Raw genomic sequence first — 24,096 nt, 5'->3', positions numbered from 1 at the left:
GTGCGCATCCGGTTATGCATTTAATGCATAGTTGTGTTGCCAGGATTGCCAGTCAGGATGGCGCGGTTCCGGAGGCGCGTTTGCGGCGCTTGCCCATGCGGGTCTTGCCGTCCTGCGACTGCACCAGGTATTGCCACAGGCTTTCGACGATCTGCTTGCCGGGACGCAGGCTCGATGGGCGTTCGCGGTACAGGCGGATCTCCAGCTCGATTTCCCAGCCTGGCGCGCCGCCGTCGGCGCGCGCCAGGTGCTTGTATTTGACGTCGCGCATGACGGCCGATTCGGGCAGGAAGGCGATGCCGCGTCCTTCCAGCGCCATCATTTTCAAGCCCTCGGCCATGTCCGTCTCGTAGCAGGTATCGAGGAACAGGGGCACCTTGGCGTCGGCCACCAGCAGTTCCACCATGCGTCCCAGGTAGGCGTTGCTGGTGTAGGAGAGGAAGGGCAGCGGCTCCTTGGCGCTGCCCGGCAGGACGAAGTCCGGCACCTTGTCCTGGCCGCAGCGCGCATACGCGCGCAGGGTTTCGCGGCCCATCACCAGCATGTCGTAGCGGCCCGGGTCCAGCTGCACCGGCTGGCGCGGATGGTGATAGCACAGCAGCAGGTCGCAGCCGCCGTCGACCAGCTGCAGCACGGCGTCGTGCACGTTCAGGGCCATCAAGCGGCTGTTGATCGGCGCAAAACCTTCTTCCAGGGCCGTCAGCCACTTCGGCATGAAGGTCAGCGACAGGGTGTGGGGCACGGCGAAATCGACGCTCGTCTGCGTGGCCGCGCGCTTGCCGCGCAACAGCGCGCGCACGCCATTGATCTGTCCCAGCATTTCCAGCGCCTGCTCGTAAAACACGGCGCCGGCCGGCGTCAGGCGCGTGGGGTACGAGGTGCGGTCGACCAGATCGATGCCGAGCCAGTTTTCCAGCGACTGGATGCGCCGCGAGAATGCCGGCTGGGTGACGTGGCGCAGGGCCGCGGAACGGCTGAAATTATGCGTTTCAGCGAGCGAAATGAAGTCTTCCAGCCATTTGGTTTCCATCGCAGGATCGTACCGTTTTTAACGCCAAATGCAAAGGGCGGCGGCAAGCCCGGAGGAGATTTCTAAATTGCAATAAATAGTCATTTGCCATCGCAATCTCTGGCAGAATACCTGACGCCTGCGGCCATTGCGTGCTGCGCGTTTCCATGCGAAGTCCCTTTTTCAAGGTATTCAATGAAACAGAAATTGTTGATATCCCTGGTCCTTTCCGCCGTCGCGCAAATGGCCGTCCCCCTGCATGCCGCCACGCCGGCCGCATCCGCCACAACGGCGCCGGCCGCCCAGGCGCCGTTCCAGCGCAGTGCCTTCGCGCTCAAGCAGCAGAAATTCGTGCTCAAAAATGGCCTGACCCTGATCGTGCACGAGGATCACAGCGTGCCCGTGGTCGCCGTGAACCTGTGGTACCACGTGGGTTCGCGCAACGAGCAGCGCGGCAAGACGGGCTTTGCGCACCTGTTCGAACACTTCTTCTTCAACGGCTCGGAAAATTATCCGCACGGCTTCCGCGAAGCGATGGACGACCTGGGCGCGAATAACCGCAACGGTACGACGAACGGCGACCGCACCAACTTCTATGAAGACGTGCCTGTGTCGGCGCTGGAACGCACCCTGTATCTGGAGTCCGACCGCATGGGCTACCTGGGCAACTACATCTCGAAAGAGATGCTCGAACGCGAGCGGGGCGTGGTGCAGAATGAAAAACGCCAGGGCGAGAACCAGCCGTATGGCCGCGTCTGGGATGAAATCAGCGCGCAGATGTATCCGTACTCGCATCCGTATTCGTGGTCGACGATCGGCAGCATGGACGATTTGAACGCCGCATCGCTGGACGACATCAAGCAGTGGTACCGCACCTACTATGGCCCGAATAACGCCGTCATCGCGCTGGCTGGCGACATCACGCCGGAACGCGCGCTGGCGCTGGTGACGCAGTATTTCGGCGCGATTCCGCCCGGTCCGCCGCTGCCGCGCACGCAGAGCTGGATCCCGCGCCTGGACAGCAATATCCGCAGCGAGATGGAAGACCGCGTGCCGCAGGCGCGTATCTACCGCAGCTACCATGCGCCAGCCTTTGGCGATCCGTCGATCCCTGCCTTGTCGCTGTTCGCCGATGTGCTGGCCGGTTCGAAAAGCGCGCGCCTGGACCGCCGCCTGGTGTATGAAAAGGGCCTGGCCACGTCGGTCAGCGCAGGCGTGGCTGACAATGAGCTGGCCGGTGCGTTCCAGATCGTCGTCACCGTCAAGCCGGGTGTGGCACCGGCCGATGCCGAGCGCGAAATGGACCAGGTATTGCAGCAGTTGCTCAAGGACGGACCGACGATGGACGAGCTGTCGCGCGCCAAGACGCGCGGCTTCGCGGCGGTCGCGCGGGCCAATGAACGCCTTGGGCGCCGTGCCAATTTGCTGGCCGAAAACGCCACCTTTGGCGCTACGCCGGAAGCCTATCTGGACCAGCTGGAAGCGGCGGCCAGGGTCACGCCGGAACAGGTGCGGCGCAGCGGTGCGGCCTGGCTCAATGCCAATAGCCATACCATGACGGTGAAACCCTTCGCGCAGCTGAGCGCGGAAAAATCGACGCTGGACCGCAAGCTGCTGCCGGCCCTCGGCACGCCGCCCGACGTGGCCTTTCCCGCCATCGAGCGCGCGCAGCTGAAAAATGGCGTGAAGGTCGTGCTGCTGCAGCGGCACACGGCGCCCATCGTCAACGTGACGCTGGCGCTCGACGCGGGCAGCGCCTCGGATAGCGCCGCCAAGGCGGGCGCCGCGTCGCTGGCCATGGATTTGCTCGACAAGGGCACGCGCACGCGCAATGCCTTCCAGTTATCCGACGCGCTCGAGTCGCTGGGCGCCAACCTGTCCAGCAGTTCGCTGGCCGACCTGTCCCTGCTGCGCCTGCAATCGACGGCGGGCAACCTGGCGCCATCGCTGGCGCTGATGGCCGATGCAGCCCTGCGCCCGGCGTTTGACGAGTCTTCGTTTGCGCAGCAGAAGCAGCGCCGCCTGGCGCAGATCGGCCAGGAAAAAGCCCAGCCGAGCAGCCTGGCCATGCGCATCGTGCCCGCCATCCTGTATGGCAAGGAGCATGCGTACGGGCGGCCTGTTTCGGGCTATGCCGACAGCGTGCAAGGCCTGACGCGCACCGACATGGCGCAATGGCACGCCACCTGGTTCAAGCCGGGCAGCGCCACCATTGTCGTCAGCGGAGATACCACCCTGGCGCAGCTGATGCCGGCGCTGGAAGCATCGTTCGGCAGCTGGCAGGGGGGCAGTGCGCCGGCCAAGGCGGTGGCTGCACCTGGCCGCACGGCGGGCAAGCGCGTCTTCCTGATCGACAAACCCGATGCGCCGCAATCGACCATCGTCGCCGCGCACCTGTCGCAAGTGCAGGGACAGCCGGAAGACCTGGCGGCGGAGCCGTTGATGCAGAACTTCGGCGGCATGGCGACGTCGCGCCTGAACCGCAACCTGCGCCTGGACAAGCACTGGAGCTACGGCACCAGCGGACAGCTGACGAACCCGCGCGGCCAGCGCGCCTTCCTGGTGCTGGCGCCCGTGCAGACGGATAAAACCCGCGAAGCGATGCAGGAGGTGGCGAAGGAGATCCGCGGCGTGGCCGGCGAACGCCCGGTGCAGGGCGAGGAGTTCGACAGCATCATGCGCAATATGCATTCGCGCCTGGCGGGCCGCTTCGAAACCCTGGCGGCGCTTGATTCAGCCGCCTTGACCAGCTTGAACCTGGGCTTGCCCGATGCCTACTGGTCCAATTATTCGACCAGGATGCGCCAGCTCGATGCGGCGCAGCTGGCCCGGGCGGGGGGCAAGTTCGTGCAGCCCGATGAACTGGTGTGGGTGGTGGTCGGCGACCTGCGCAAGATCGAAGCAGGCGTGCGGGAACTGGGTTGGGGCGAGGTGATGGTGCTCGATGCCGACGGCATGCCGGGGGCAAAATAAATAAGTGTGAAAACGGCGCCCGCAGGCGCCGTTTTTCATTGTGCCGGCTGGTACAGCGCTGCCGGCAGGCCGAAGAAGGACGGTGGGCCCAGGGTCGTGCCTTCGAGCGAGCCGCCCGCGTTCAAGGCTTTGTTGATGGCCGACAGCAAGGAGCTGCGGCTGGCCAGGTTTTGTATCAGCGCGCGCGGGCCGTTGTGGAAGGTATGCTGGGCGATATCCGCGGCGACGACAAAGATCGGCTCGCGGCGCATGGGGAATTCCACCCACTCGCCGTCCTCGTCCTGGGCGCAGAAGGTATGGGGCAGGGTCATGTTTTCGGCGCCGGGAAGGTGCGACGCCAGCACCAGGCCGAAGGCTTCCGGCACCACGTCGGCCAGGCGGCGCACGGTGAGATCGTCCTGCACCAGTAACCGTACTTGCGCTTCCACCGCGTCTTCGGCGTCGGGCTGGGCGCCGAGAATTTTCACGGCCTGATAGATCAGGTCGGACGAGAGTGCTTCCATCAAATCTTCCATCAAATCATCTCCAGAATCATGGCGACGATTTCGTCGCCGTACGAGGCCAGTTTTTTCTCGCCCACGCCGCTCACGCCGCGCATCTGCTCGAGCGAGGTGGGCTTGGCCTTGGCGATTTCGCGCAGGGTGGCGTCGACAAAAATCACGTAGGCCGGCACGTTGTGCGTGCGCGCCGTCTCCACGCGCCACCAGCGCAGCTTGTCGAAGATGGCCTGTTCGCTGGTCGACAGGTCCGTCTCGACATAACCCTTCGCCACGCTGGTGCTGCGCTTGGTGGTTTTCACCGGTTTCTGGTACTGGCGCAGCTGCACCTTCTGGCCGCCCTTGAGCACGGGGCGCGAGGCGTCCGTCAATTTCAGCGAGCTGTATTGTTCATGGTCGACCGAGACGAGACCTAGCGCGATGGCCTGGCGTAAAATCGACTTCCATTCCGCTTCGCCCAGGTCCGAGCCGATGCCGAACACGGACAGCGAGTCGTGGTGCCAGGTCTTGATGCGTTCGGACTCCACGCCGCGCAGCACGTCGATCACGTGGCCGCCGGCGAAGCGCTGGTCGACGCGGTAGATGGCCGACAGCAGTTTTTGCACGGGCACGGTGCCGTCGAACGAGATTGGTGGCACCAGGCAGGTGTCGCAATTGCCGCACGGCGAAGCCGGTTCGCCGAAGTATTCGAGCAATCGCATGCGGCGGCAGCTGAGCGTTTCGCACAGGCCCAGCATGGCGTCGAGTTTCACGCCAAGCACGCGCTTGAAAGTGTCGTCCGCTTCCGATTCGTCGATCATGCGCCGCTGCAGCACCACGTCCTGCAAGCCGTACGCCATCCACGCGTTGGCGGCCATGCCGTCGCGGCCCGCGCGCCCCGTTTCCTGGTAATAGCCCTCGATGCTTTTCGGCAGATCCAGATGCGCGACGAAGCGCACGTCGGGCTTGTCGATGCCCATGCCGAAGGCGATGGTGGCGACCATGACGATATTTTCTTCGCGCAGGAAGCGCGCCTGGTTGGCGCTGCGTTTCGCGTACTCCATGCCCGCGTGGTAGGGCAGGGCGCGGATGCCGCTCTGGTTCAGGAATTCCGCCGTCTCTTCGACTTTTTTGCGCGACAGGCAGTACACGATGCCGCAGTCGCCCGCGTGTTCCGTGTTGATGAAGTCGAGCAGCTGCTTGCGGCCATTCGCCTTTTCCACGATCTGGTAGCGGATGTTCGGGCGGTCGAAGGACGAGACGAACTGGCGCGCGTCTTCCAGCTGCAGGCGCAGGGCGATTTCGGCGCGCGTCTGCGGATCGGCGGTGGCGGTGAGCGCGATGCGCGGCACGTCCGGGAACTGCTCGTGCAGCACCGACAGCTTGATGTATTCGGGGCGGAAGTCGTGGCCCCACTGGGCCACGCAATGCGCCTCGTCGATGGCGAACAGCGAGATCTTCGAGGCCTGGAAAAGGTCCAGGCAGCGCTGCGTCATCAGGCGCTCGGGCGCCACGTAGACGACGTCGATGCCGCCCGTGCGCACCAGGCGCTCGATGCGGCTCGCTTCTTCGTAGGTCTGCGTGGAATTGAGGAAGGCGGCGCGCACGCCGACTTCCTCCAGCGCATCCACCTGGTCCTGCATCAGTGCGATCAGCGGCGAGACGACGACGCCCACGCCATCGCGCAGCAGGGCGGGAATCTGGTAGCACAGCGATTTGCCGCCGCCCGTAGGCATCAGCACCAGCGCGTCGCCGCCATGGCTGACGTGGTCGACGATATCGGCTTGCTGGCCACGGAAGGCCGGATAGCCGAAAACGGTTTGCAGCAGGTGCAGCGCGCGCTGGTTAAGATCTTGATTCATAGTGCCTTATTCTGCCCAAACAACCCAGCCGTAGTGGGCGCTGGCCAGGACCAGCAAGCCAAACACGATGCGGTACCAGGCAAAAAACGTGAAGTCGTGCGAGCTGATGTAGCGCAGCAGCCAGCGCACGCACAGGAAGGCGGAGATGAAGGCGGCCACGGTGCCCACGCCAAACAGGGGCACGTCGGTGGCCGACAGGATGTCGCGCGCTTTGTACAGCGAATAGAAGGTAGCCGCCAGCAGGGTCGGGATGGCCAGGAAGAACGAGAATTCGGTGGCCGTCTTGCGCGACAGGCCCAGCAGCATGCCGCCGATGATGGTCGAACCGGAACGGCTGGTGCCGGGGATCAGCGCGAATGCCTGCGCGCAGCCCACTTTCAAGGCGTCGAACGGCGTCATCTCGTCGACCGAGTTGACGCGTACGGTGACGGGATTGGTGCGCGCGCGGCGCTCCACCAGCAAGATGATGATGCCCCCGATGATGAAGGCCATGGCCACGGGCACGGGCTTGAACAGCGCATGCTTGATCATCTTGCCGATAGCCAGGCCGATGACGGCCAGCGGAATGAAGGCGATGGCCACGTTCAGCACGAACTTGCGCGACTTGACTTCGGTGCTGAAGGTGGACAGCACGCTGCCGATGCGCTGGCGGTATTCCCAGCAGACGGCCAGGATGGCACCGGCCTGGATGGCGATCTCGAAGACATCCATGACCTCTTTCGAGACATCCTTGGTAAAGTCGAGCAGGCTGCCGGCCAGGATCAGGTGTCCCGTGGACGAAATCGGCAAGAATTCGGTAAAACCTTCGACCAGCCCCATGATGATGGCTTTTAACGCAAGAATGAGATCCATAGATGTATAAACGGGTATAAGTGACAGGATGGGATGACCGCGTGGCGCCAGCAATGTGCGCGGGGTCGAAGCTTACCATGCCGCAGGCCCGCGGACCTTATTTGGGCGCAGTCGGGCGGCGCTTTTTTAGCGCCGTCCGACAGGCAGGAGAAGGGATCAGGATACTTGTTTTGCCGGCGCCACCAGGCGCGCGCTGGCCGCTACCAGCAGCAGGGCGGCGCCCAGCATGGCAAAGGCGATGTTCAGGCTGGTGGCGTGGGCGACAAAGCCGATCACGGCCGGGCCAGCCAGGATGCCCGCGTAGCCGATGGTGGTGATGGCCGCTACCGCCAGGCTGGCCGGCATGGCATGCTGGCTGCCTGCCGCCGTGAACAGGATGGGCACGATATTGGCCGCGCCCAGGCCAATCAGCACGAAGCCAAGCATGGCCAGGCTGGCGTGCGGCGCCAGCACGGCCAGGAAGAAGCCTGCTGCTGCGCACAGGCCGCCAAAAGTAAGCACACGCTTGCCGCCAAAGCGGCTGACCACCTTGTCGCCCGTGAAACGGCCCACCGTCATGGCGATGGCAAAGGCGGCGTAGCCGAGGCCGCCCTTGGTTTCCTCCACGCCGCGCGTGGTGGTGAGGAAGAGGGCGCTCCAGTCGAGGATGGCGCCTTCGGCCAGGAAGACGATAAAGCACAGCAGGCCGATGAAGATGACGGCGCCGTGCGGCATGACGAACAGCGGCGTCTTTTCGCCCGAACTGGACGCCGTCGGCAGCAGATGGCCTTGCGCCGCGCCCAGTACGCCGCACAGCAGCAGCATCACGACCACGCAGGACCAGGCCGGCGTCAGGCCCAGCCACAGCAGCAGGGCCATGCAGGCGGCGCCGGCAAAGCCGCCCACGCTGAACAGCGCATGAAAGCCCGACATCATGGCGCCGCCATTGGCTTTTTCAATGATCACGGCCTGGATGTTGATGGCGACGTCAAATGTGCCCATGGCCGCGCCGAACACCAGCAGCACCAGGCCCAGCTGCAGCGGCGTGGCCGCCAGCGCCAGGCCGGGCAGGATGGCGGTCAGCAGCAGGCCGGCGCAGACGATGACCTTGCGGCAGCCGAAGCGGGCCGCCAGCATGCCCGTAAACGGCATGGCGCACAGCGAGCCGGCGCCCAGGCACAGCAGCAAAATGCCGAGGGTCGCCTCGTCCAGGCCCAGGCGCGACTTGGCGTAGGGAACCAGCGGGGCCCAGGCGGCCATGCCGAGGCCGGCAGCGAAAAAGACCAGGCGCGTGGCGCGTTGTTGCAGGGTACCGGTGAGTTGCATGGGGGAGCTTTTCAAGAGTCGGGATGGATAAAGTCAGGCGCGGGCGCGCAAAACCTGTACGCCCTGCCGTTCAAAGGCGGCCGCATGGGCGGCATCGGCATCGGCTTCCAGCACCAGGTGCTGCAGCAAGCCCGTGGCCAGCACGCCGAAGGGCGCGGCCGTGCCCAGCTTGTCGCTGGTGACGGCCACGACCACCGCCTTGCTGGCGCCGGCGATGCTGCGCTTGAATTCGGCCTCGTCGTAGTTGAACGCCGTCACGCCCGCCTCCGCATCGGCGCCGCAGGCACCGAGGAAACACAGGTCGGGATGCATGCGCTCGACCGTGCGCAAGGCCTGCGGGCCCAGGCTGGCGCCGGCACGGCGGTCGACCCTGCCGCCAGCCATGATCAGCTCGATTTCCGGGCGTTCCATCAGCAGCATGGCAATGGATGGGGCATTGGTGATGACAGTGAGCGCTAACTCGGGCAAGGCGCTGGCGATGGCCAGGTTGGTTGAGCCTGCATCGAGAAACAGCACTTGCCCTGCGCGCACGAGCGACACGGCAGCTTGCGCCAGGCGCGCCTTGCGTTCCGGCGCTTCCTGCTTGCGCTGGCTCAAGGTGGAGCCGGCATCGGGCGCCAGCGGCAGGGCGCCGCCATACACGCGCTGGCACAGGCCGGCTGCCGCCATCTCGCGCAGGTCGCGCCGTATCGTGTCTTCCGACACGTCGAGCTGGCGCGCCAGATCCAGCGCCAGCACGCGGCCGTCGGCCTGTAATTGTTGCTGGATCAGCGCATGGCGTTGTTTGAGAAGCAGGGTGGCGGACATGGAGTCATCTTGAAACGTGCAGGAATGTGCATGAATATACGCAAACGTGCAATCAGAGTCAAGCCGGATGTCGTCGCTGGTCGATAATTGCCAGAAAGACATAATTTCTGTTAGTGTTGTAAAAAATAGACTGGGTAAAGGAACACCGTGCTGTTACATACATCGTTGCTGACCACCGTGCTGGGCCGTGCCCTGCGCCGCCATGCATGGGGAATGCTGGCTGCCGTATCGTTTTTAAATGTCATGCACTGGATGCGCCACAGCGCGCTGGACTGGGGCGACGCGCGCGACTCCCTGTCCCTGCTGCTGATCTATCTGGGCCTGGCCATGCTGCTGGAATACAAGCGCCTGCGCGATGCGGAGGACGCATCGGCCGCCGCCGAGGATGGCCGCTAGAGGGGGAAGGCTGGCGCCGGCGTTCAGGGCGCCGTCAGCCGTTCCAGCTCCGCCAGCCAGCCGATGGCATGTTCGCGGCTGCTGCCGCACATGTCCTCGGACGGCTGCAAGCCGCCGCAAAACGCGGGCCGTTCCGGCTTGCCAAAGATCCGGCAGCGGTTGTCGTCGGCCAGCTGCACGCAGCGCACGCCTGCCGGTTTTCCATCCGGCATGCCGGGAATCGGGCTGGTGATGGACGGTGCGGTGCAGCAGGCGCCGCAGGATGGGCGGCATGCCAGGGTAGCGGCGGGGGATGGCATGGCGGTGGGCTGGAAAAGGATCAGGGGCCGACAGTATAGCAAGCCGGCCCCCGCGCGTTGCGGGCAGCGCGCCTAGCGCACGATGCTGACGCGCTTGCCCGACAGGGTGCGGCGGGCAGGATCGCCATGCACGGTGATGCGGCCGGAACCGCTGGCGCGGGCATTGACTTCATTTTGCACGGTGACATCGATGTCGCCGGAACCGTTGCTTGCCAGATAGGCAACGTCGCTGCGCAGGGCGGCCAGGTTGATGTCACCGGAGCCATTCACGTTGGCGTCGAGGCGCTGCACGGTGCCGCTGGCGCTGATGTTGCCCGAGCCGTTGACCGCCACGTTGATGCGTTCGCCGCGCACGCTGCCCACCTGGATGCTGCCCGAGCCGTTCTGCACCGCGTCCGTGTTGCCGCTGACGAGGGCTGCCGCGTTGATGCTGCCCGAGCCGTTGTTGGCCACGTCGAAGCGTCCGACAGTCCCCGACAGTTCGCTCTTCATCGAACCGCGCTGTTCCAGGCTGAAATCCTCGCCATTGAAACCGCTGGCCACCAGGCGGCCGGAGCCGGAGATATTGATCTTCCTCAATTGCGGCGTCGTGTAGATGACGTGGATGCCATTGCTGCTGCGAATGTTCGCATCGCTCCAGATGCGCAGGGTGTTGCCGCTCACTTCGCTGTGGATGCGCGGCTGCAGATTGCTGTCCGCTTCGATCACCAGCGATGTTGCCGGGCCCACGCGCACGTCGATCTTCATATCGATGCGCTTCATGCTGTCGATGTCGAGCGCGGTGATGGTGCTGACCTGGCGTACGTCGCGGCTCACTTGCTCGTTGCCCTGGATGGCATTGCCGCCCGAGTCGGCATGGCGTACTTCGCCATCGTTGGGGTTGATGACGATGGCGCAACCGCCAAGGGCAACGGCACAGCACAGGGCCAGCAAGGTACGCATGGTGTTTCCTTTATGATTGTTTTAGTTCGGGACAAGAAAAAAGCCGGCTGCCGCGCCGCGGCTGCCGTGCTGTCGATGACAAGATAGCAAAGCGGCGAAGTGGCCTGAATGGAAATGCGACGAACTGCGTAAAACACGGAATGAACTGCATTTTGCCCCGCCCTGGGCCGCGCCGGGAATGGGCGCTGGCGCGTCGGGGCCCGGCTAAGATCGTCGTCCGTGTGCAGCACATTGGTGGACAATCCCTGGCGCGATGCTGCATGCCGGCGTAGCGCACCATCGTCGGGCAGGCTGACGCGTTGGTATACTATGAGCCGTATGGGTGCCGGTGCAAGATTGCATGCATTAGGCGTTTGAAATCCGGCATGCCCTCATGCAGATTGCCGCGCCGGGAGCAGGCAGGGGGCCGCCACGCGGATGGCCCCGGTGCTGAGGGTACAATGCTTGTGTTGTACGGCAACATGTCCAGCATTGCGCCGGCGGCCAGCGCTTGACCTGACCTGTAGACAGGTCTACTATTAATGACTCAAAAGTAAGTTACTTGGAATGATACATGCAAGCCCCGATTGATACCAAGCCCCGCTGGGAGCGGCGCAAGGATGCCCGCCCGCAGGAATTGCTCGCCGCCGCCCTCGACCTGTTTGTCGAACGGGGTTTCGCGTCGACGCGCCTGGAGGATGTGGCCAAGCGGGCCGGCGTGTCGAAAGGCACCCTGTACCTGTACTTTGAGAATAAACAAGAGCTGTTCAAGGCCGTGGTGCGCGACAATATCGTGCAATCGATCGGCGAGGCGGAAGACAGCATGGCCGCCTCGGACAGCAGCAGCGCCGAGTTGTTGCGCAAGGTGATGATGCAATGGTGGGAAGAGTTCGGTGCCACCAAGCTGGCCGGCTTGACCAAGCTGATGCTGGCCGAAGCGAACAATTTCCCCGAACTGGCGCAGTTTTACAACGAAGAGGTGGTCACGCGCGGCAATGCGCTGATTGTCAGCCTGCTGGAACGGGGCATGCAGCGGGGCGAATTCCGCCAGGTCGATCCCGTGCTGATCAGCACCATCCTCAGCGCGCCCGTCACCATGCTCATGATGTGGACGCACTCCTTCCTGCCGTGCGAGGTCAAGAACATCGATCCGCTGGCCTACATGGATGCCTTTATCGACATGAGCTTGCGCAGCCTGCAGGTGGAGGCGCCCGGGAAAAGCTGATGCGCCGGGTCCGGCCAATACCGTTCAGTTGCCCCTTTTCCAAGGTTCGCCCCCCCAAATCTGCAGATCGTCGCAAATTTCCTCCATTCCCCGCCTTTATGGTTAACATGTGCTTTCAGCCAGTTCAACGATAAAATGGCGGATTATTACTTCACTTACCGAGTCCAAAGATGAATATCGAACAAGCCCGCTTCAATATGATCGAACAGCAGATCCGTCCATGGGACGTACTGGATATCGACGTGCTGGAGCTGTTGAACGTGGTCAAACGTGAAGATTTCGTGCCGGCCGCCTATAAAAACCTGGCCTTCGTCGATACCGAAATTCCACTGGGCGGCGGCGAATGCATGCTGACGCCGAAGCTGGAAGCGCGCATCTTGCAAGACGTAGCCGTCAAGAAGCATGAAAATGTGCTGGAAATCGGCACCGGCAGCGGCTACATGGCTGCTTTGCTGGCGCACAAGGCGCGTCATGTGACGAGCGTGGAAATCGTTCCCCAATTGAAAACCCTGGCCGAGCAGAACCTGGCCGCCAACGGCGTGACGAACGTGACCGTGGAACTGGGCGACGGCTCCCAGGGCTGGAGCAAGGGCGCGCCGTACGACGTGATCGTCGTTTCCGGCGCCCTGGCCGTGTTGCCTGAAGCGCTGTTGCAGCAAGTGAAAGTCGGCGGCCGCATCCTGGCCATCATCGGCGAAGCGCCGATCATGTCGGCGCATCTGATCACGCGCAGCTCGGACAAGGCTTACGACACGCGCAAGCTGTTTGAAACCAATGTCACGCCACTGCAAGCCGTGGCACCGTCGCATTTCCAGTTCTGAGGCGACCGATTCGATGGAGCATTTGAGTGCACCGCAGCTGGCCGCCTGGCTGGCTGACCCTTCCCGCCCCCGTCCGTTCCTGCTGGACGTGCGGGAACAATGGGAGTTCGACCTGTGCCACCTCGAGGGTGCCACCTTGATGCAGATGAACTCGATTCCTGCGCGCATCGATGATCTCGATGAAGATGCCGAGATCGTCTGCATCTGCCATCACGGCGCGCGCAGCATGCAAGTGGCGGCCTTCCTGGAGCGCAATGGCTTTGGCAAGATCAGTAATTTGACGGGCGGCGTGCATGCCTGGGCGCTGCAAGTCGACAGCGCCATGCCTAAATACTAAGTTATTTTGCAGTAGATGCACCCAGGCATGTTTTCCTGCATGCCTGCGGAGGCCTGTACCCCGCTCATCCGGCGGGCGCAAGGCAAGCGGTAGCAGATTTTTGATTCCATCAACTTTTGACGACTCCAACGGAGAAATGCAATGCGGAAACCCCTTATCGCCGTGCTGATGACCAGCGCCTTTGTCTCGATGACATGCTCGCTGCAAGCGCAGGCGGCCGATCTCATCCAGGTGTACCAGCAGGCGCTGGCCAATGACGCGCAGTATGCCAGCGCGCGCGCGGCCCTGTCGGCCGGGATGGAGCGGGTTCCGCAGGGATTGGCCGGCTTGCTGCCGCAAGTGTCCGCTTCGGGCAGCAATACGCGTGGCAATCAGGAACAGATCGTCCAGAATAATGGCGGCAACAAGATCACCTCGCCGTCCGTGAATGTGCGCACGAATGCCTACAATCTGACCCTGGCGCAACCGCTGTTCCGCTGGGATCGCTGGGAAACCTATCAGCAAAGCAAGCTGGCGCAGGCGATTGCCGAAGCGCAATTTGCACAGGTGCAGCAAGACCTGATCACGCGCGTGGCGCAGGCGTATTTCGACGTGCTGAGCGCGCAGGACAACCTGGGCGCCACGCAAGCGCAAAAAGTCGCCACGACGGAGCAGCTGGCATCGGCCAAGCGCAACTTCGAAGTCGGCACGCAAACGATTACCGACACGCATGAAGCGCAAGCGGCGTACGACCTGGTGGTGGCGCAGGAATTTGCCGCCATCAACGACCTGGCCAACAAACGCAGCGCGCTGCAAACCATCATCGGCGAAGCGCCGACCTCGCTGGCGCCCATGCGCACGGGCGTGGTCCTCAGCGCGCCGGAACCGGCTGCCGTCGAGCCGTGGGTGGCATCGGCCGAAGAGCAGAACTATGGCGTCGTCACGTCGCAGTTCAATGTGGAATCGGCCAAGCGCGACATCGGCCGCAACCGCGCCGGCCACTATCCGACCTTGGACCTGATCGCCAACGCGGGCCATACCTACTCTTCCGGCGGCGGCAATGGCAACGGCACCAACAACAATGCCATCGGCGTGCAGTGGAGCATCCCGATTTTCAGCGGCTTTGCCGTCACCAGCAAGGTGCGCGAATCGATCGCGCTGGAAAACAAGGCCCGCAACGACCTGGAAACGGCGCGCCGCACGGCAGCGCAGGGCGCGCGCCAGGCTTTCCTGGGCGTCAACAGCGGCCTGGCGCAAGTCAAGGCGCTGGAAGCGGCGGAAGTGTCGAGCAAGTCGGCGCTGGAATCGAACCAGCTCGGCTATCAAGTGGGCGTGCGCATCAATATCGACGTCTTGAATGCGCAGAAACAATTGTTCTCGACGCAAAAAGACCTGTCGAAAGCGCGCTATGACACCATCATGAACGGCTTGCGCCTGAAGTCGGCGGCCGGAACCTTGAAGGAAACGGACTTGATGCCTGTCAACGCCTTGCTGGAAAAATAATCCGGTCTGCGCCAGACCACAACCAGCACCGGCAACGGCGCTGGTTTTTTTTCGTCTTGCGCAGCATCACGCTGTGCGGCTGTTGGCAATTTGCGTGAGTACGACGCCGGCAACCACCAGGCCCGCGCCCGCCCAGTGCAGCGGAGAAATATGCTTGACGGCAAAGCCCAGCAAGCCGTAGCGGTCGATGGCCAGCGCTGCCAGCATTTGGCCGCCGATGACGGCCGCCATGAAGGGGCCGGAACCCATGCGCGGCGCCAGCATCAGTGCGGCCGTAATATAAAACACGCCGGCAGCGCCGCCCAGCCAGGACCAGCCCGGTCCGCGCACGGCGAGGTGGACATCGGGCGCCGGCACGCGCCAGACCAGCATCAGCAGCGACGCGAGCACGGCGCTGACAGCCAGCGAAGCGAGCGTAGCCCACAGCGGGTGGCCCAGGTTGCGGCCCAGCGCGGCATTCGCGCCCGCCTGGAACGGGACGACGGCACCCGCCAGCATGGCCAGCGGGGCAAACAGGGTAATCCATCCATGCATGTTTGACTCCATCACTTTGAATTGATGGGGTCATCGTATTATGCTGTCATGATTAAATCCAATTCGTAGTTTGTCATTCAACTATGCAGCAAATGAATAATCTGCGCGCCGTCGATTTGAACCTGCTGGTGATCCTGGAAGCGCTGCTCAGCGAACGCCATCTGTCGCGCGCGGCGGAACGCTTGCACATGAGCCAGCCTGCCGTCAGCCACGCACTGGCACGCTTGCGCCACTTGCTCGGCGATCCACTGCTGCTGCGCGGCAAGGGTGGCTTCCAGCCCACGGCGCGCGCGCTGGAATTGGCGCGGCCCCTGGCCGAAGCCCTGCAAAGCGTGCGTTCCGTGCTCGGTGGCGCCGTCTTCGAAGCGGCCACGGCGCAGCGCGTGTTTCGCCTGGCCATGTCCGATTATGGCGCGGCATTGATCCTGCCCGCCTTGCTGCGCCGCTTGCGCAGGGAGGCGCCCGGCATCGACGTGGCCGTCAGTTACGCCAGCCGTCCTGCCGTGGTGGCTGGCGTGCAGGATGGCGACATCGACGTGGCGCTGGGCGTGTTCCCGCAACTGCCCGAACAGTTGCACAGGGAAACCTTGTTTGAGGAAACGTTCGTGTGCGCGCTGGACCCGGCCAGCCTGGCCGCCGGCGAAACATTGAGCCTGGACACGTACCTGGCGCGCCCCCATGTGCTGGTGGCGTCCAGCGAAGGGGGCATGGCCGCTGAAGTCGACGCGGCGCTGGCCCAGCTGGGGCTGGCGCGCCGCATCGCCATGCGCGTGCCGTACTGGACGGTCGCACCGGACGTGCTGATGGGAACGGATTTGATTTTGACGGTGGCCCGGCGCGCCTTGCGCGGCAGCGCGGCGCAGGGGCTGGCACGGCATGCCGCGCCATTTGCCATCGCACCGTTTGCGTTTGAAGCGATACGGCACCGCCGCACGGACGGCGATGCGGGGATTGCCTGGCTGCGCGCGGCCATCGCCACGGCCGCGGAGCCAGGCTGACGTCTTACAGCCCGCCGCCCTGGCCGTCGAACTTGCGCTCGATCAATTCGATCTTGTAGCCGTCCGGATCGGTGATGAAAGCGATGACCGTGTTGCCGCCTTTGACAGGGCCCGGTTCGCGCGTGACGTTGCCGCCATTTGCGCGCGCCGCATCGCACGCGGCGACGATATCGTCGGCCGAGATGGCGATGTGGCCGTAGGCCGTGCCCAGCTCGTAGCTGGTGGTGCCATAGTTGTACGTCAGTTCCAGTTCCGCATGGTCGGGGTTGGCGCCGTAGCCGACGAAGGCCAGGGTGTACTGGTATTCGGGATTGTCGCTGGTGCGCAGCAGCTTCATGCCCAGGACCTTGGTGTAAAAATCGATGGAGCGCTGCAGGTCGCCGACCCGTAACATGGTGTGCAAAATACGCATCGTAAATCCTTGATGATGATAGGGGAATGGCAGGATTTTATGCGTTTTACGGCTTTCGTGCCGAGACCGTCCCAGCCGCCCGCGGGCGCAGGGGCGGCGGACGGCGGCGTCGATGCGCCCGGATTTACTCCAGATGGGCGTCCAGGGTGATTTCCGTGGCCAGCAGCTTGGACACGGGGCAGCCGAGCTTGGCGCGCAGGGCCGCATCCTGGAATGCTTCGTCGGTGGCGCCGGGAATGCTGGCCACCAGGGTCAGGTGCACGGCCGTGATGGCATAGCTGCCATCGATTTTTTCCAGGCTGACATCGGCCGTGGTTTTCAAGGCCGTGGCGCGCAGGCCCGCCTCGCCCAGTTGGCCGGACAGGGCCATCGTGAAGCAGGCGGCATGGGCCGCGCCGATCAGTTCTTCGGGATTGCTACCGGGGCCGTCTTCGAAGCGCGTGTTGAAGCCGTAGGCCACATTGTCGAGCGCGCCGCTTTGGGTCGAAATGAAACCTTTACCATCTTTAAGGCCGCCACTCCAGACGGCCGATCCTGTTTTTTTCATGATGTACTCCTTGCGTGGTTCGAGCGTCCATCATGCGCGTCCCCCCTTTGCGCTTCCGTTCGTTGCGTCACACAGAAGCAGCATGCGCGGCGTCAATACGCTCACGGCGCCGGCGTCACGCGCCAGATGACATTGCCCACGTCGTCCGCCACCAGCAGCGCGCCCGGCTTGTCGACGGCCACGCCGACGGGACGCCCCTGCGCCTTGCCGTTTCCGTCCAGGAAGCCGCTGACGACATCCTGTGGCGGGCCGCTGGGCACGCCGTTGGCGAAGGGCACATAAATGACTTTATAGCCGCTGAAGGGCTTGCGGTTCCACGAACCGTGCTGGCCGATGAAGGCGCCGCCCCGGTAGCGCGCTGGCAGCAAGGCGCCGTCATAGAATGACAGACCCAGCGAGGCCGTATGCGCGCCCAGCGCATAGTCGGGCGCGATGGCCCTGGCCACCAGTTCGGGGCGCGGCGGCGTGACGCGCGCATCGGCGTGCTGGCCGAAATAACTGTAAGGCCAGCCATAGAATGCGCCTTCCTTGACCGAGGTCATGTAGTCCGGCACCAGATCGTTGCCCAGCTCGTCGCGCTCGTTGACGGCCGTCCACAAGGCGCCCGTTGCGGGTTGCCAGGCCAGGCCCACGGGGTTGCGCAAGCCCGTGGCGTAGACTTTTGCCTTGCCCGTGGCCCGCGTGTATTGCCAGATGGCGGCGCGGCCGTCTTCGGCCCCCATGCCGTTTTCGCCCACATTGCTGTTCGAGCCGACGGACACGTACAGAAATTTGCCATCGGCGCTGGCGACGACGTTCTTGGTCCAGTGGTGATTGATGGGGCCACCGGGCAAATCCATGACCTTGACGCCCGGCGCCGTGATGGCCGTTTGTCCCGTGACGTAAGGAAAGCGCATCAAGGCATCGGCATTGGCGATGTACAGCTCGTTGCCCACCAGGGCCATGCCGAATGGCGAGTGTAAGCCTTGCAGGAACACGCTGCGCGTTTGCGCCATGCCGTTCGCATCGACGCCGCGCAGCAAGGTGATGCGGTTGGCGCTGGGCGTGGCGGCGCCCGCTTTTTTCATTTGCATCTGCATGATGGCGCCCTTGATGCCCTTGCTGTCGTCGGGCTTGGGCGGCGCATTCGTTTCTGCCACGAGCACGTCGCCATTCGGCAAGACATACAGCCAGCGCGGATGGTCGAGGCCGCGCGCATATGCATGGATGGCCAGACCGGCCGCGACCGTGGGGCGCTGGGTGGCCGTCCAGCGCTGCACGGGCGCCACGTTGACGGTGGGGATGAATTGCTTGTCCGGCGCGGGCAGGACGGGGTGCGGGCCATAGCCCACGGGCATGGCAGGCGCCTGGGCGTGGACGGCGTGTGCGCCGCAGGCAGCGGCCAGCAGGAAGGAACAGGCGTAGAGATGCATGGCGTACTCCATAACACTAGCAATGCGAGCAGCAGCGCGTGACAGTTGGAGTCAGCGCGCCTTCTTTGGTTCCAGTTCTGCGTCGGGGCGGGCCTGCTGCGGCGCGGCAGGCTTGACCTTTTCCGCGCCTGGCTGGGCGCGCCGGTCCGTATCGACCAGCCCCCGTTCCAGGTCGCTGGCCGCCTGTTGCATGATTTTGCGCGGGCGCACGTTTTGCGCATCGGGCGATTCATCGCGCTCGTGCGGCAGGCGGTCGACGCCGTCATTGCGGACCTTTTCATCGGTGTTGATCTTGCGCTCGCTTGGCTGGGTAGCCATATGGCCTCCTGACAGTAAGAATACGTGCAATCAGTGTCCTGCCGCACCGGGCCGTCCGCAAGCGGATTTGTCCGCGCTGGGAGCGCTGGCGCACGCATGGACGATTCTTTTTCTGCGCTACACTGCGTGCAACACCAAGAACGCCCCTTGCAGGCACACGATAGCCGCACTATACTGTGCATATATACAGTATCATGCGATGGCGGCGTGCGACGCGACAGCCTGGGGCGGCTTGCCACTGAATTTATTTTCCGAGACTCTTATGCCCGTCGATAAACACGCCGAACAGCGCGCCGAACAGCCAGCCGCGACCTTGCCAGCCCCGGGCGAGCGCTTCAACCTGGGCGCCAAGACCATCGCCCTGGTCGTGCGCCAGAATACGGATGGCATTGCCGAGCCCGTTAAAAGCATCGTGGATTTCCTGCAGGTGCTGGGCCACACGGTCGTCTTTGAAGCGGAGACGGCCGCGCACCTGAACCTGGCGTTTCCCGGCGTGCGCGCCATGTCGCCGGCCGAGATCGGCGCCGCTGCCGATTGCGCCATCGTCATGGGCGGCGACGGCACCATGCTGGGCATTGCGCGTCAGCTGGCGCCATTCGACGTGCCCTTGATCGGTATCAATCAAGGGCGCTTGGGCTTCATGACGGATATCCCGCTTGAGCGCATGCTGCCCGTGCTGGCGCAAATTCTCGGCGGCCGTTTCAAGGCCGAACGCCGCACCTTGCTTGAAGGCAGCGTGCTGCGCGACGGTGAGTCGATTCACGTGGGCATGGCCGTCAACGATGTCGTCGTCTCGCGCGGCGGCGGCGCCGGCATGGCGGAATTGCGCGTCGAGGTGGACGGGCACTTCATGTACAACCAGCGCTCTGACGGACTGATCATCGCCACGCCCACGGGCTCGACCGCGTATGCGCTGTCGGCCGGGGGCCCCCTGCTGCACCCGACCCTGGGCGGCATCGTGCTCGTGCCGATCGCCCCGCATGCGTTGTCGAACCGCCCCATCGTCCTGCCCGATTCCAGCCAGATCGTCGTGGAAATCGTGCGCGGGCGCGATATCAGCGTCAATTTCGACATGCAGACTTTTGCCAGCCTGGTGCAGCAAGACCGCATCCTCATCCGCCGTTCGCCGCACACGATTACCTTCCTGCATCCGGAAGGGTGGAGTTACTACAACACCCTGCGTGAAAAATTGCACTGGAATGAGTACCCGTCGGGCGAGGGCAAGCTCAGCTAACATTTTCTCCACGCTAACCCGCGGTTCGCCGCCCAACCACAGAAGCCATGCTCCATACACTGTCCATTCGCGATTTTGTCATTGTCGATACCATTGAACTGGAATTTTCCGCCGGCTTCAGCGTGCTGACGGGCGAGACGGGCGCCGGCAAGTCCATCCTCATCGATGCGCTCACCCTGGCGCTGGGCGGGCGCGGCGATGCCAGCGTGGTGCGCGAAGGCGCGGCCAAGGCCGACATCACGGCCGATTTCTCCGTCAGCGAGGTGGCGCAGGCGTGGCTGGCGGCCAACGAATTCGCCAACGACGATGGCGGCGCCCTGTTGCGCCGCGTCATCGACAATGCGGGCCGCTCGAAAGCGTACATCAACGGCATCCCCGCCACGGCCGCGCAGTTGCGCGAACTGGGCGACATGCTGGTCGACATCCACGGCCAGCACGCGCACCAGTCCTTGCTGAAAAGCGAAGCGCAGCGCGCCCTGCTCGACGGCCAGGCGACGGCGCGCGAAGCGGGCGCGGAGCAGGATGCGCGGCAGGTGGCGACGCTGCACAAGCGCTGGCGCGCCCTCGTGCGCCAGCGCGAAGAATTCGAAACGAATGCCGCCAACGTGCTGTACGAGCGCGAACGCCTGGAATGGCAAGTGGGCGAACTGGAAAAACTGGCCGCCAAGCCCGGTGAGTGGACGGACATCACGAACGAGCACAGCCGGCTGTCGCATGCGGCCAGCCTGCTGGAGGGGGCGCAGGAAGCCCTGTCGATTATTTCCGAGTCGGAAGACCATCCCATCGTGTCGCAACTGTCGGCCCTGAACCAGAAGCTGGGCAAGCTGGTATCCGTCGATGCGGAATTGCAGCCGATTGTCGACCTGATCGAATCGTCGCGCATCCAGCTGCAGGAATCCGTGTATGCGCTCAACAATTACCTGGACCGCGTGGAGCTGGACCCGGAGCGCCTGCACCAGCTCGACGCGCGCATGGAAGCCATGCACAGCACGGCTCGCAAATTCCGCGTCACGCCCGAGGAATTGCCCGACGAGCACGCCAAGCTGTCGGAAAAGCTGCAGCATCTGGCCGACGCTTCCGATATCGAAGGCTTGCTGCGCCAGGAAGCGAAGATCGAGGCCGAGTATCGCGCCGTGGCCGAGCGCCTGTCCGCCACGCGCCGCGCCGCCGCGCTGGAACTGGGGCAAGCCGTCACGCGCGCCATGCAGGAACTGAGCATGACGGGCGGCAGCTTCGAGATTGCCCTCAATCCCTGCGAACCGGCCGCCCATGGCCTCGAGCAGGTCGAGTTCCTCGTCGCCGGCCATGCGGGCACGGCGCCCCGCTCGCTGGCAAAAGTGGCGTCCGGCGGCGAACTGGCGCGCATCGCGCTGGCCATTTCCGTCATCACCTCGCACGCCACCACCACGCCCACCCTGATCTTCGACGAGGTCGACAGCGGCATCGGCGGCGCCGTCGCCGAAGTGGTGGGACGCCTGCTGAAACGCCTGGGACAGGGACGGCAAGTGCTGTGCGTGACCCATTTGCCGCAAGTGGCCAGCCAGGCGAATCAGCATTTCCAAGTGGCAAAAAGCACCCTGGACAACGGCAAGACGGCGTCGCGCATCGACATGCTCGACGCCAAGGCCAGGGTGGAAGAAGTAGCGCGCATGCTGGGCGGCCTGGAAATCACGGCCACCACGCGCAAGCATGCGCGCGAGTTACTGGCGATTTAAACGCGGGCTTAAATCCGGGGGCAGACCCCCGGATGCGTTAGCGCTGAGCCTGGCGTTAGCGGCATTGAGGGTCTGACCCCAGTGCCTCGCTATTAACTCAATGCAACTATAATAAGTGGCTATCCATCCAACGCCTTCAAAGAGCCTTCATGTCATTTCAAACAGAACCGCCGTACACGCATGGCAGCATCGACCGCAGCGCCGTGGTGCTGGTCAACCTGGGCACGCCCGATGCGCCCACGTCGTCGGCCGTGCGGCGCTACCTGAAGCAATTCCTGTCGGATCCGCGCGTGGTGGAGATTCCCCGCGCCGTCTGGTGGTTCATTTTGAACCTGATCATCCTGCCATTCCGCTCGGGCCAGTCGGCCAAGAAATATGCGTCGATCTGGACGCGCGAAGGCTCGCCCCTGAAAGTGCACACGCAAAAGCAGGCGAAATTGCTGGCCGGCGCCCTGGCCGAACGGGGCCATGACGGCGTCACGGTGGCCATGGCCATGCGCTACGGTTCGCCTTCCTTGCCCGAGGTACTGGCCACCTTGAAAAGCGAAGGCTGCGAGCGCATCGCCATCTTGCCTGCTTATCCGCAATATTCGGGCACGACGACAGGCTCCATCTACGACGCCGTGTTTGCCCATTACGCCACGGTGCGCAATGTGCCGGAATTGCGTTTTATTAAGCAGTACCACGAGCACGACACGTATATCGACGCCTTGCGCGATTCCGTGTTGAACCACTGGGAAGCGCATGGCCGTCCGGAAAAACTGGTGATGAGCTTTCACGGTGTGCCCAAGCGCACCTTGCTGCTGGGTGACCCGTATCACTGCCAATGCCTGAAAACGGCGCGCCTGCTGGCGGACAAGCTGAAATTAACCAAAGAGCAATATGTGGTGACTTTCCAGTCGCGCTTTGGCAAGGCCGAATGGCTGCAGCCGTACACGGCGCCCACCCTGGTGGCGCTGGCGCAACAGGGTATCAAGCGCGTCGACCTGCTGTGCCCGGGCTTTACCAGCGATTGCCTGGAAACCCTGGAAGAGATCGCCATGGAAGCCAAGCATGATTTCGAAATGGCCGGTGGCCAGCAGTTTCATTACATCGCTTGCTTGAATGAAACGCCGGCCTGGATCGCGGGACTGGCGGAAATTGCCGAACAACACATGATCGGCTGGCCGACGATGAAGACGGCGGCGCAGCGCGAGGGCGACAGGAAAGCGGGCGAGCAGGCGCGCGCGGCGGCACTGGCGCTGGGCGCCGCGAACTGAAATAATTATTTTTATGCAATAAAAAGCCGCGCTTGCGCGGCTTTGTCATGTCTGGCGTGGCCACGGAACTATCCAGATAGCAACGCTGCCAGTGGCGATGGCGGCGGCGGGGCTGGTAGAATGCCCGCTTTGCCGTGGGAAGCCAGGAAAATCAAGGGGGTGCGCACGGATCGCTGCCCGAAACGGGAAGCGCTTTGTAATAAGCTGTAACATGGAACGAGGTAATCCCCGGTTTTGCCATGAATACCCCTTGAAACAATAGGATATAGCCCCATCTGCCCGTTAGTGTTGTAAAGATAGTTAGACTAACTCATTTAAGTCATTGATTGTAGGAGCTTTCTAGATGCAAGATCAGGAAAACCAAGCTGTACCTAATCCGCAAGCGGACGCCGCGGCGACTGCCCCATCGACTCCCGCAGAGCCTACTTTGGAAGAGCAGCTGGCGAGTACCGAAGCGCGTCTTGCAGAGATGCACGATGCCTTCATGCGCGCCAAGGCCGATGGCGAAAACATTCGCCGCCGTGCGCAGGAAGATGTTGCTAAAGCGCATAAATTCGCAGTGGAAAGCTTTGCCGAAGCCATGGTGCCGGTGAAAGACAGCCTGGAAACGGCGCTGACGGTGGAAGCACCGACCATCGAGTCGCTGAAAGAAGGCGTCGAGATGACCCTGAAGCAATTGAACGCCGCGTTCGAGCGCAACCGCCTGGTGGAAGTCTTGCCAGTGCAGGGCGAGAAGCTCGATCCGATGAAACACCAGGCCGTTGCCGTGGTGCCAGCAGACCAGGAAGCCAATACCATCGTGTCAGTCCTGCAAAAGGGCTATATGATTGCGGACCGCCTGCTGCGTCCAGCCATTGTAACGACCGCGCAAGCAAAATAATCAGAGGGCGGCATCAAGCAAG

24 protein-coding genes are annotated in these 24,096 nt (G+C 63.4%); 11 read left to right on the top strand and 13 right to left on the bottom strand.

Translation table 11 applies throughout. The annotated features are described in order from the left end of the window. Positions 1 to 52: 52 nt before the first annotated feature. Positions 53 to 1,030 carry a LysR family transcriptional regulator gene (locus GCN75_RS08045; protein WP_152282097.1) on the bottom strand — a complete coding sequence of 326 codons (978 nt, stop codon included), beginning with the start codon at positions 1,028 to 1,030 and terminating at the stop codon, positions 53 to 55. Between the two features lie 174 nt (positions 1,031 to 1,204). Here GCN75_RS08045 and GCN75_RS08040 point away from each other — a divergent pair, with 174 nt between their 5' ends. Next, on the top strand, positions 1,205 to 3,982 hold the full coding sequence (locus GCN75_RS08040) for a M16 family metallopeptidase (RefSeq protein WP_152282096.1): 2,778 nt from the start codon (positions 1,205 to 1,207) through the stop codon (positions 3,980 to 3,982). Positions 3,983 to 4,017: 35 nt separating this feature from the next. On the opposite strand, the gene GCN75_RS08035 is transcribed toward GCN75_RS08040, so the two are convergent. The 5 genes from GCN75_RS08035 to GCN75_RS08015 form a co-directional block, all read right to left on the bottom strand. After that, the gene (locus GCN75_RS08035; protein ID WP_152282095.1) at positions 4,018 to 4,497 is read right to left on the bottom strand and encodes a hypothetical protein; all 480 of its coding nucleotides are present in this window, start codon (positions 4,495 to 4,497) and stop codon (positions 4,018 to 4,020) included. Then, positions 4,497 to 6,320 carry a DNA helicase RecQ gene (gene recQ, locus GCN75_RS08030; RefSeq protein WP_152282094.1) on the bottom strand — a complete coding sequence of 608 codons (1,824 nt, stop codon included), beginning with the start codon at positions 6,318 to 6,320 and terminating at the stop codon, positions 4,497 to 4,499. The genes GCN75_RS08035 and recQ overlap by 1 nt, the downstream gene beginning before the upstream one ends. A 6-nt stretch (positions 6,321 to 6,326) precedes the next feature. Next, entirely contained in the window at positions 6,327 to 7,172 is an 846-nt protein-coding gene (locus GCN75_RS08025; protein WP_152282093.1) for an undecaprenyl-diphosphate phosphatase, read from the bottom strand. Positions 7,173 to 7,328: 156 nt separating this feature from the next. Next, positions 7,329 to 8,477 carry an MFS transporter gene (locus GCN75_RS08020; RefSeq protein ID WP_152282092.1) on the bottom strand — a complete coding sequence of 383 codons (1,149 nt, stop codon included), beginning with the start codon at positions 8,475 to 8,477 and terminating at the stop codon, positions 7,329 to 7,331. A 33-nt stretch (positions 8,478 to 8,510) separates the two neighbouring features. Further along, positions 8,511 to 9,284 (bottom strand): DeoR/GlpR family DNA-binding transcription regulator, encoded by a 774-nt coding sequence (locus GCN75_RS08015; RefSeq protein WP_152254888.1) that lies wholly within the window; start codon positions 9,282 to 9,284, stop codon positions 8,511 to 8,513. Between the two features lie 147 nt (positions 9,285 to 9,431). Between GCN75_RS08015 and GCN75_RS08010 the strand changes: the two genes are divergently transcribed. Beyond that, positions 9,432 to 9,680 carry a hypothetical protein gene (locus GCN75_RS08010; RefSeq protein ID WP_152282091.1) on the top strand — a complete coding sequence of 83 codons (249 nt, stop codon included), beginning with the start codon at positions 9,432 to 9,434 and terminating at the stop codon, positions 9,678 to 9,680. Between the two features lie 23 nt (positions 9,681 to 9,703). Here the strand turns inward: GCN75_RS08010 and GCN75_RS08005 are convergent, their stop codons facing one another. Next, positions 9,704 to 9,979 carry a YkgJ family cysteine cluster protein gene (locus tag GCN75_RS08005; protein WP_152282090.1) on the bottom strand — a complete coding sequence of 92 codons (276 nt, stop codon included), beginning with the start codon at positions 9,977 to 9,979 and terminating at the stop codon, positions 9,704 to 9,706. A gap of 72 nt (positions 9,980 to 10,051) precedes the next feature. Next, a complete protein-coding gene (locus tag GCN75_RS08000; RefSeq protein ID WP_152282089.1) occupies positions 10,052 to 10,921 on the bottom strand; it encodes a head GIN domain-containing protein in 870 nt (289 codons plus the stop codon). A 553-nt stretch (positions 10,922 to 11,474) separates the two neighbouring features. Here GCN75_RS08000 and GCN75_RS07995 point away from each other — a divergent pair. The 4 genes from GCN75_RS07995 to GCN75_RS07980 all read left to right on the top strand — a co-directional run bounded on the left by GCN75_RS07995 (position 11,475) and on the right by GCN75_RS07980 (position 14,765). Next, on the top strand, positions 11,475 to 12,125 hold the full coding sequence (locus GCN75_RS07995; protein ID WP_152282088.1) for a TetR/AcrR family transcriptional regulator: 651 nt from the start codon (positions 11,475 to 11,477) through the stop codon (positions 12,123 to 12,125). A gap of 170 nt (positions 12,126 to 12,295) precedes the next feature. Further along, positions 12,296 to 12,946 carry a protein-L-isoaspartate O-methyltransferase family protein gene (locus GCN75_RS07990; RefSeq protein ID WP_152282087.1) on the top strand — a complete coding sequence of 217 codons (651 nt, stop codon included), beginning with the start codon at positions 12,296 to 12,298 and terminating at the stop codon, positions 12,944 to 12,946. A 13-nt stretch (positions 12,947 to 12,959) separates the two neighbouring features. Further along, positions 12,960 to 13,283: a rhodanese-like domain-containing protein gene (locus GCN75_RS07985; RefSeq protein ID WP_152254893.1), complete on the top strand. Its 324-nt coding sequence runs from the start codon at positions 12,960 to 12,962 to the stop codon at positions 13,281 to 13,283. 141 nt (positions 13,284 to 13,424) lie between these two features. Beyond that, complete coding sequence (locus GCN75_RS07980) at positions 13,425 to 14,765, top strand: TolC family outer membrane protein (RefSeq protein ID WP_152282086.1); 1,341 nt, start codon at positions 13,425 to 13,427, stop codon at positions 14,763 to 14,765. Between the two features lie 66 nt (positions 14,766 to 14,831). Here GCN75_RS07980 and GCN75_RS07975 read toward each other — a convergent pair whose 3' ends face one another. After that, positions 14,832 to 15,299, bottom strand: coding sequence for a DMT family transporter (locus GCN75_RS07975; RefSeq protein ID WP_193317415.1), 468 nt, complete (start codon positions 15,297 to 15,299; stop codon positions 14,832 to 14,834). 92 nt (positions 15,300 to 15,391) lie between these two features. Here GCN75_RS07975 and GCN75_RS07970 point away from each other — a divergent pair, with 92 nt between their 5' ends. Next, on the top strand, positions 15,392 to 16,297 hold the full coding sequence (locus GCN75_RS07970) for a LysR substrate-binding domain-containing protein (protein ID WP_152282085.1): 906 nt from the start codon (positions 15,392 to 15,394) through the stop codon (positions 16,295 to 16,297). 4 nt (positions 16,298 to 16,301) lie between these two features. Here the strand turns inward: GCN75_RS07970 and gloA are convergent, their stop codons facing one another. The 4 genes from gloA to GCN75_RS07950 all read right to left on the bottom strand — a co-directional run bounded on the left by gloA (position 16,302) and on the right by GCN75_RS07950 (position 18,986). After that, a complete protein-coding gene (gene gloA / locus GCN75_RS07965; protein ID WP_152282084.1) occupies positions 16,302 to 16,709 on the bottom strand; it encodes a lactoylglutathione lyase in 408 nt (135 codons plus the stop codon). Positions 16,710 to 16,833: 124 nt separating this feature from the next. Then, positions 16,834 to 17,256: an OsmC family protein gene (locus GCN75_RS07960; RefSeq protein ID WP_099666323.1), complete on the bottom strand. Its 423-nt coding sequence runs from the start codon at positions 17,254 to 17,256 to the stop codon at positions 16,834 to 16,836. Between the two features lie 101 nt (positions 17,257 to 17,357). After that, positions 17,358 to 18,668, bottom strand: a complete 1,311-nt coding sequence (locus tag GCN75_RS07955) for a PQQ-dependent sugar dehydrogenase (protein ID WP_152282083.1) — start codon at positions 18,666 to 18,668, stop codon at positions 17,358 to 17,360. Positions 18,669 to 18,719: 51 nt separating this feature from the next. Next, entirely contained in the window at positions 18,720 to 18,986 is a 267-nt protein-coding gene (locus GCN75_RS07950) for a hypothetical protein (RefSeq protein ID WP_152282082.1), read from the bottom strand. A 262-nt stretch (positions 18,987 to 19,248) separates the two neighbouring features. Between GCN75_RS07950 and GCN75_RS07945 the strand changes: the two genes are divergently transcribed. From GCN75_RS07945 to grpE, 4 genes are all read left to right on the top strand, one after another. Then, on the top strand, positions 19,249 to 20,220 hold the full coding sequence (locus GCN75_RS07945; protein WP_226941193.1) for an NAD kinase: 972 nt from the start codon (positions 19,249 to 19,251) through the stop codon (positions 20,218 to 20,220). A gap of 47 nt (positions 20,221 to 20,267) precedes the next feature. Then, entirely contained in the window at positions 20,268 to 21,935 is a 1,668-nt protein-coding gene (recN, locus tag GCN75_RS07940) for a DNA repair protein RecN (RefSeq protein ID WP_152282081.1), read from the top strand. Between the two features lie 149 nt (positions 21,936 to 22,084). Next, positions 22,085 to 23,194, top strand: a complete 1,110-nt coding sequence (gene hemH / locus GCN75_RS07935; protein ID WP_152282080.1) for a ferrochelatase — start codon at positions 22,085 to 22,087, stop codon at positions 23,192 to 23,194. 343 nt (positions 23,195 to 23,537) lie between these two features. Further along, complete coding sequence (grpE, locus tag GCN75_RS07930) at positions 23,538 to 24,074, top strand: nucleotide exchange factor GrpE (protein WP_034745977.1); 537 nt, start codon at positions 23,538 to 23,540, stop codon at positions 24,072 to 24,074. Positions 24,075 to 24,096 lie beyond the last annotated feature (22 nt).

The sequence above is a fragment of the Janthinobacterium violaceinigrum genome, assembly GCF_009208555.1.
GTDB classification, from domain to species: Bacteria; Pseudomonadota; Gammaproteobacteria; order Burkholderiales; family Burkholderiaceae_D; genus Janthinobacterium; species Janthinobacterium violaceinigrum.
Note: the sequence above shows the minus strand (reverse complement) of the source record. Positions and strands in the feature narration are given on the sequence as shown.

Excerpts from the sequence above, each read along its gene's own strand:
- grpE (WP_034745977.1), top strand. The coding sequence starts at position 23,538 with ATGCAAGATCAGGAAAACCAAGCTGTACCTAATCCGCAAGCGGACGCC.
- GCN75_RS08015 (WP_152254888.1), bottom strand. The coding sequence starts at position 9,284 with ATGTCCGCCACCCTGCTTCTCAAACAACGCCATGCGCTGATCCAGCAA.
- GCN75_RS07955 (WP_152282083.1), bottom strand. The coding sequence starts at position 18,668 with ATGCATCTCTACGCCTGTTCCTTCCTGCTGGCCGCTGCCTGCGGCGCA.
- GCN75_RS07990 (WP_152282087.1), top strand. The coding sequence starts at position 12,296 with ATGAATATCGAACAAGCCCGCTTCAATATGATCGAACAGCAGATCCGT.
- recQ (WP_152282094.1), bottom strand. The coding sequence starts at position 6,320 with ATGAATCAAGATCTTAACCAGCGCGCGCTGCACCTGCTGCAAACCGTT.
- GCN75_RS07985 (WP_152254893.1), top strand. The coding sequence starts at position 12,960 with ATGGAGCATTTGAGTGCACCGCAGCTGGCCGCCTGGCTGGCTGACCCT.
- GCN75_RS07995 (WP_152282088.1), top strand. The coding sequence starts at position 11,475 with ATGCAAGCCCCGATTGATACCAAGCCCCGCTGGGAGCGGCGCAAGGAT.
- GCN75_RS08025 (WP_152282093.1), bottom strand. The coding sequence starts at position 7,172 with ATGGATCTCATTCTTGCGTTAAAAGCCATCATCATGGGGCTGGTCGAA.
- GCN75_RS07945 (WP_226941193.1), top strand. The coding sequence starts at position 19,249 with ATGCCCGTCGATAAACACGCCGAACAGCGCGCCGAACAGCCAGCCGCG.
- GCN75_RS08040 (WP_152282096.1), top strand. The coding sequence starts at position 1,205 with ATGAAACAGAAATTGTTGATATCCCTGGTCCTTTCCGCCGTCGCGCAA.
- recN (WP_152282081.1), top strand. The coding sequence starts at position 20,268 with ATGCTCCATACACTGTCCATTCGCGATTTTGTCATTGTCGATACCATT.
- GCN75_RS07975 (WP_193317415.1), bottom strand. The coding sequence starts at position 15,299 with ATGCATGGATGGATTACCCTGTTTGCCCCGCTGGCCATGCTGGCGGGT.
- GCN75_RS07960 (WP_099666323.1), bottom strand. The coding sequence starts at position 17,256 with ATGAAAAAAACAGGATCGGCCGTCTGGAGTGGCGGCCTTAAAGATGGT.
- GCN75_RS08035 (WP_152282095.1), bottom strand. The coding sequence starts at position 4,497 with ATGGAAGATTTGATGGAAGCACTCTCGTCCGACCTGATCTATCAGGCC.
- GCN75_RS08005 (WP_152282090.1), bottom strand. The coding sequence starts at position 9,979 with ATGCCATCCCCCGCCGCTACCCTGGCATGCCGCCCATCCTGCGGCGCC.
- hemH (WP_152282080.1), top strand. The coding sequence starts at position 22,085 with ATGTCATTTCAAACAGAACCGCCGTACACGCATGGCAGCATCGACCGC.
- GCN75_RS07970 (WP_152282085.1), top strand. The coding sequence starts at position 15,392 with ATGAATAATCTGCGCGCCGTCGATTTGAACCTGCTGGTGATCCTGGAA.
- GCN75_RS08045 (WP_152282097.1), bottom strand. The coding sequence starts at position 1,030 with ATGGAAACCAAATGGCTGGAAGACTTCATTTCGCTCGCTGAAACGCAT.
- GCN75_RS07980 (WP_152282086.1), top strand. The coding sequence starts at position 13,425 with ATGCGGAAACCCCTTATCGCCGTGCTGATGACCAGCGCCTTTGTCTCG.
- GCN75_RS07950 (WP_152282082.1), bottom strand. The coding sequence starts at position 18,986 with ATGGCTACCCAGCCAAGCGAGCGCAAGATCAACACCGATGAAAAGGTC.
- GCN75_RS08000 (WP_152282089.1), bottom strand. The coding sequence starts at position 10,921 with ATGCGTACCTTGCTGGCCCTGTGCTGTGCCGTTGCCCTTGGCGGTTGC.
- GCN75_RS08020 (WP_152282092.1), bottom strand. The coding sequence starts at position 8,477 with ATGCAACTCACCGGTACCCTGCAACAACGCGCCACGCGCCTGGTCTTT.
- gloA (WP_152282084.1), bottom strand. The coding sequence starts at position 16,709 with ATGCGTATTTTGCACACCATGTTACGGGTCGGCGACCTGCAGCGCTCC.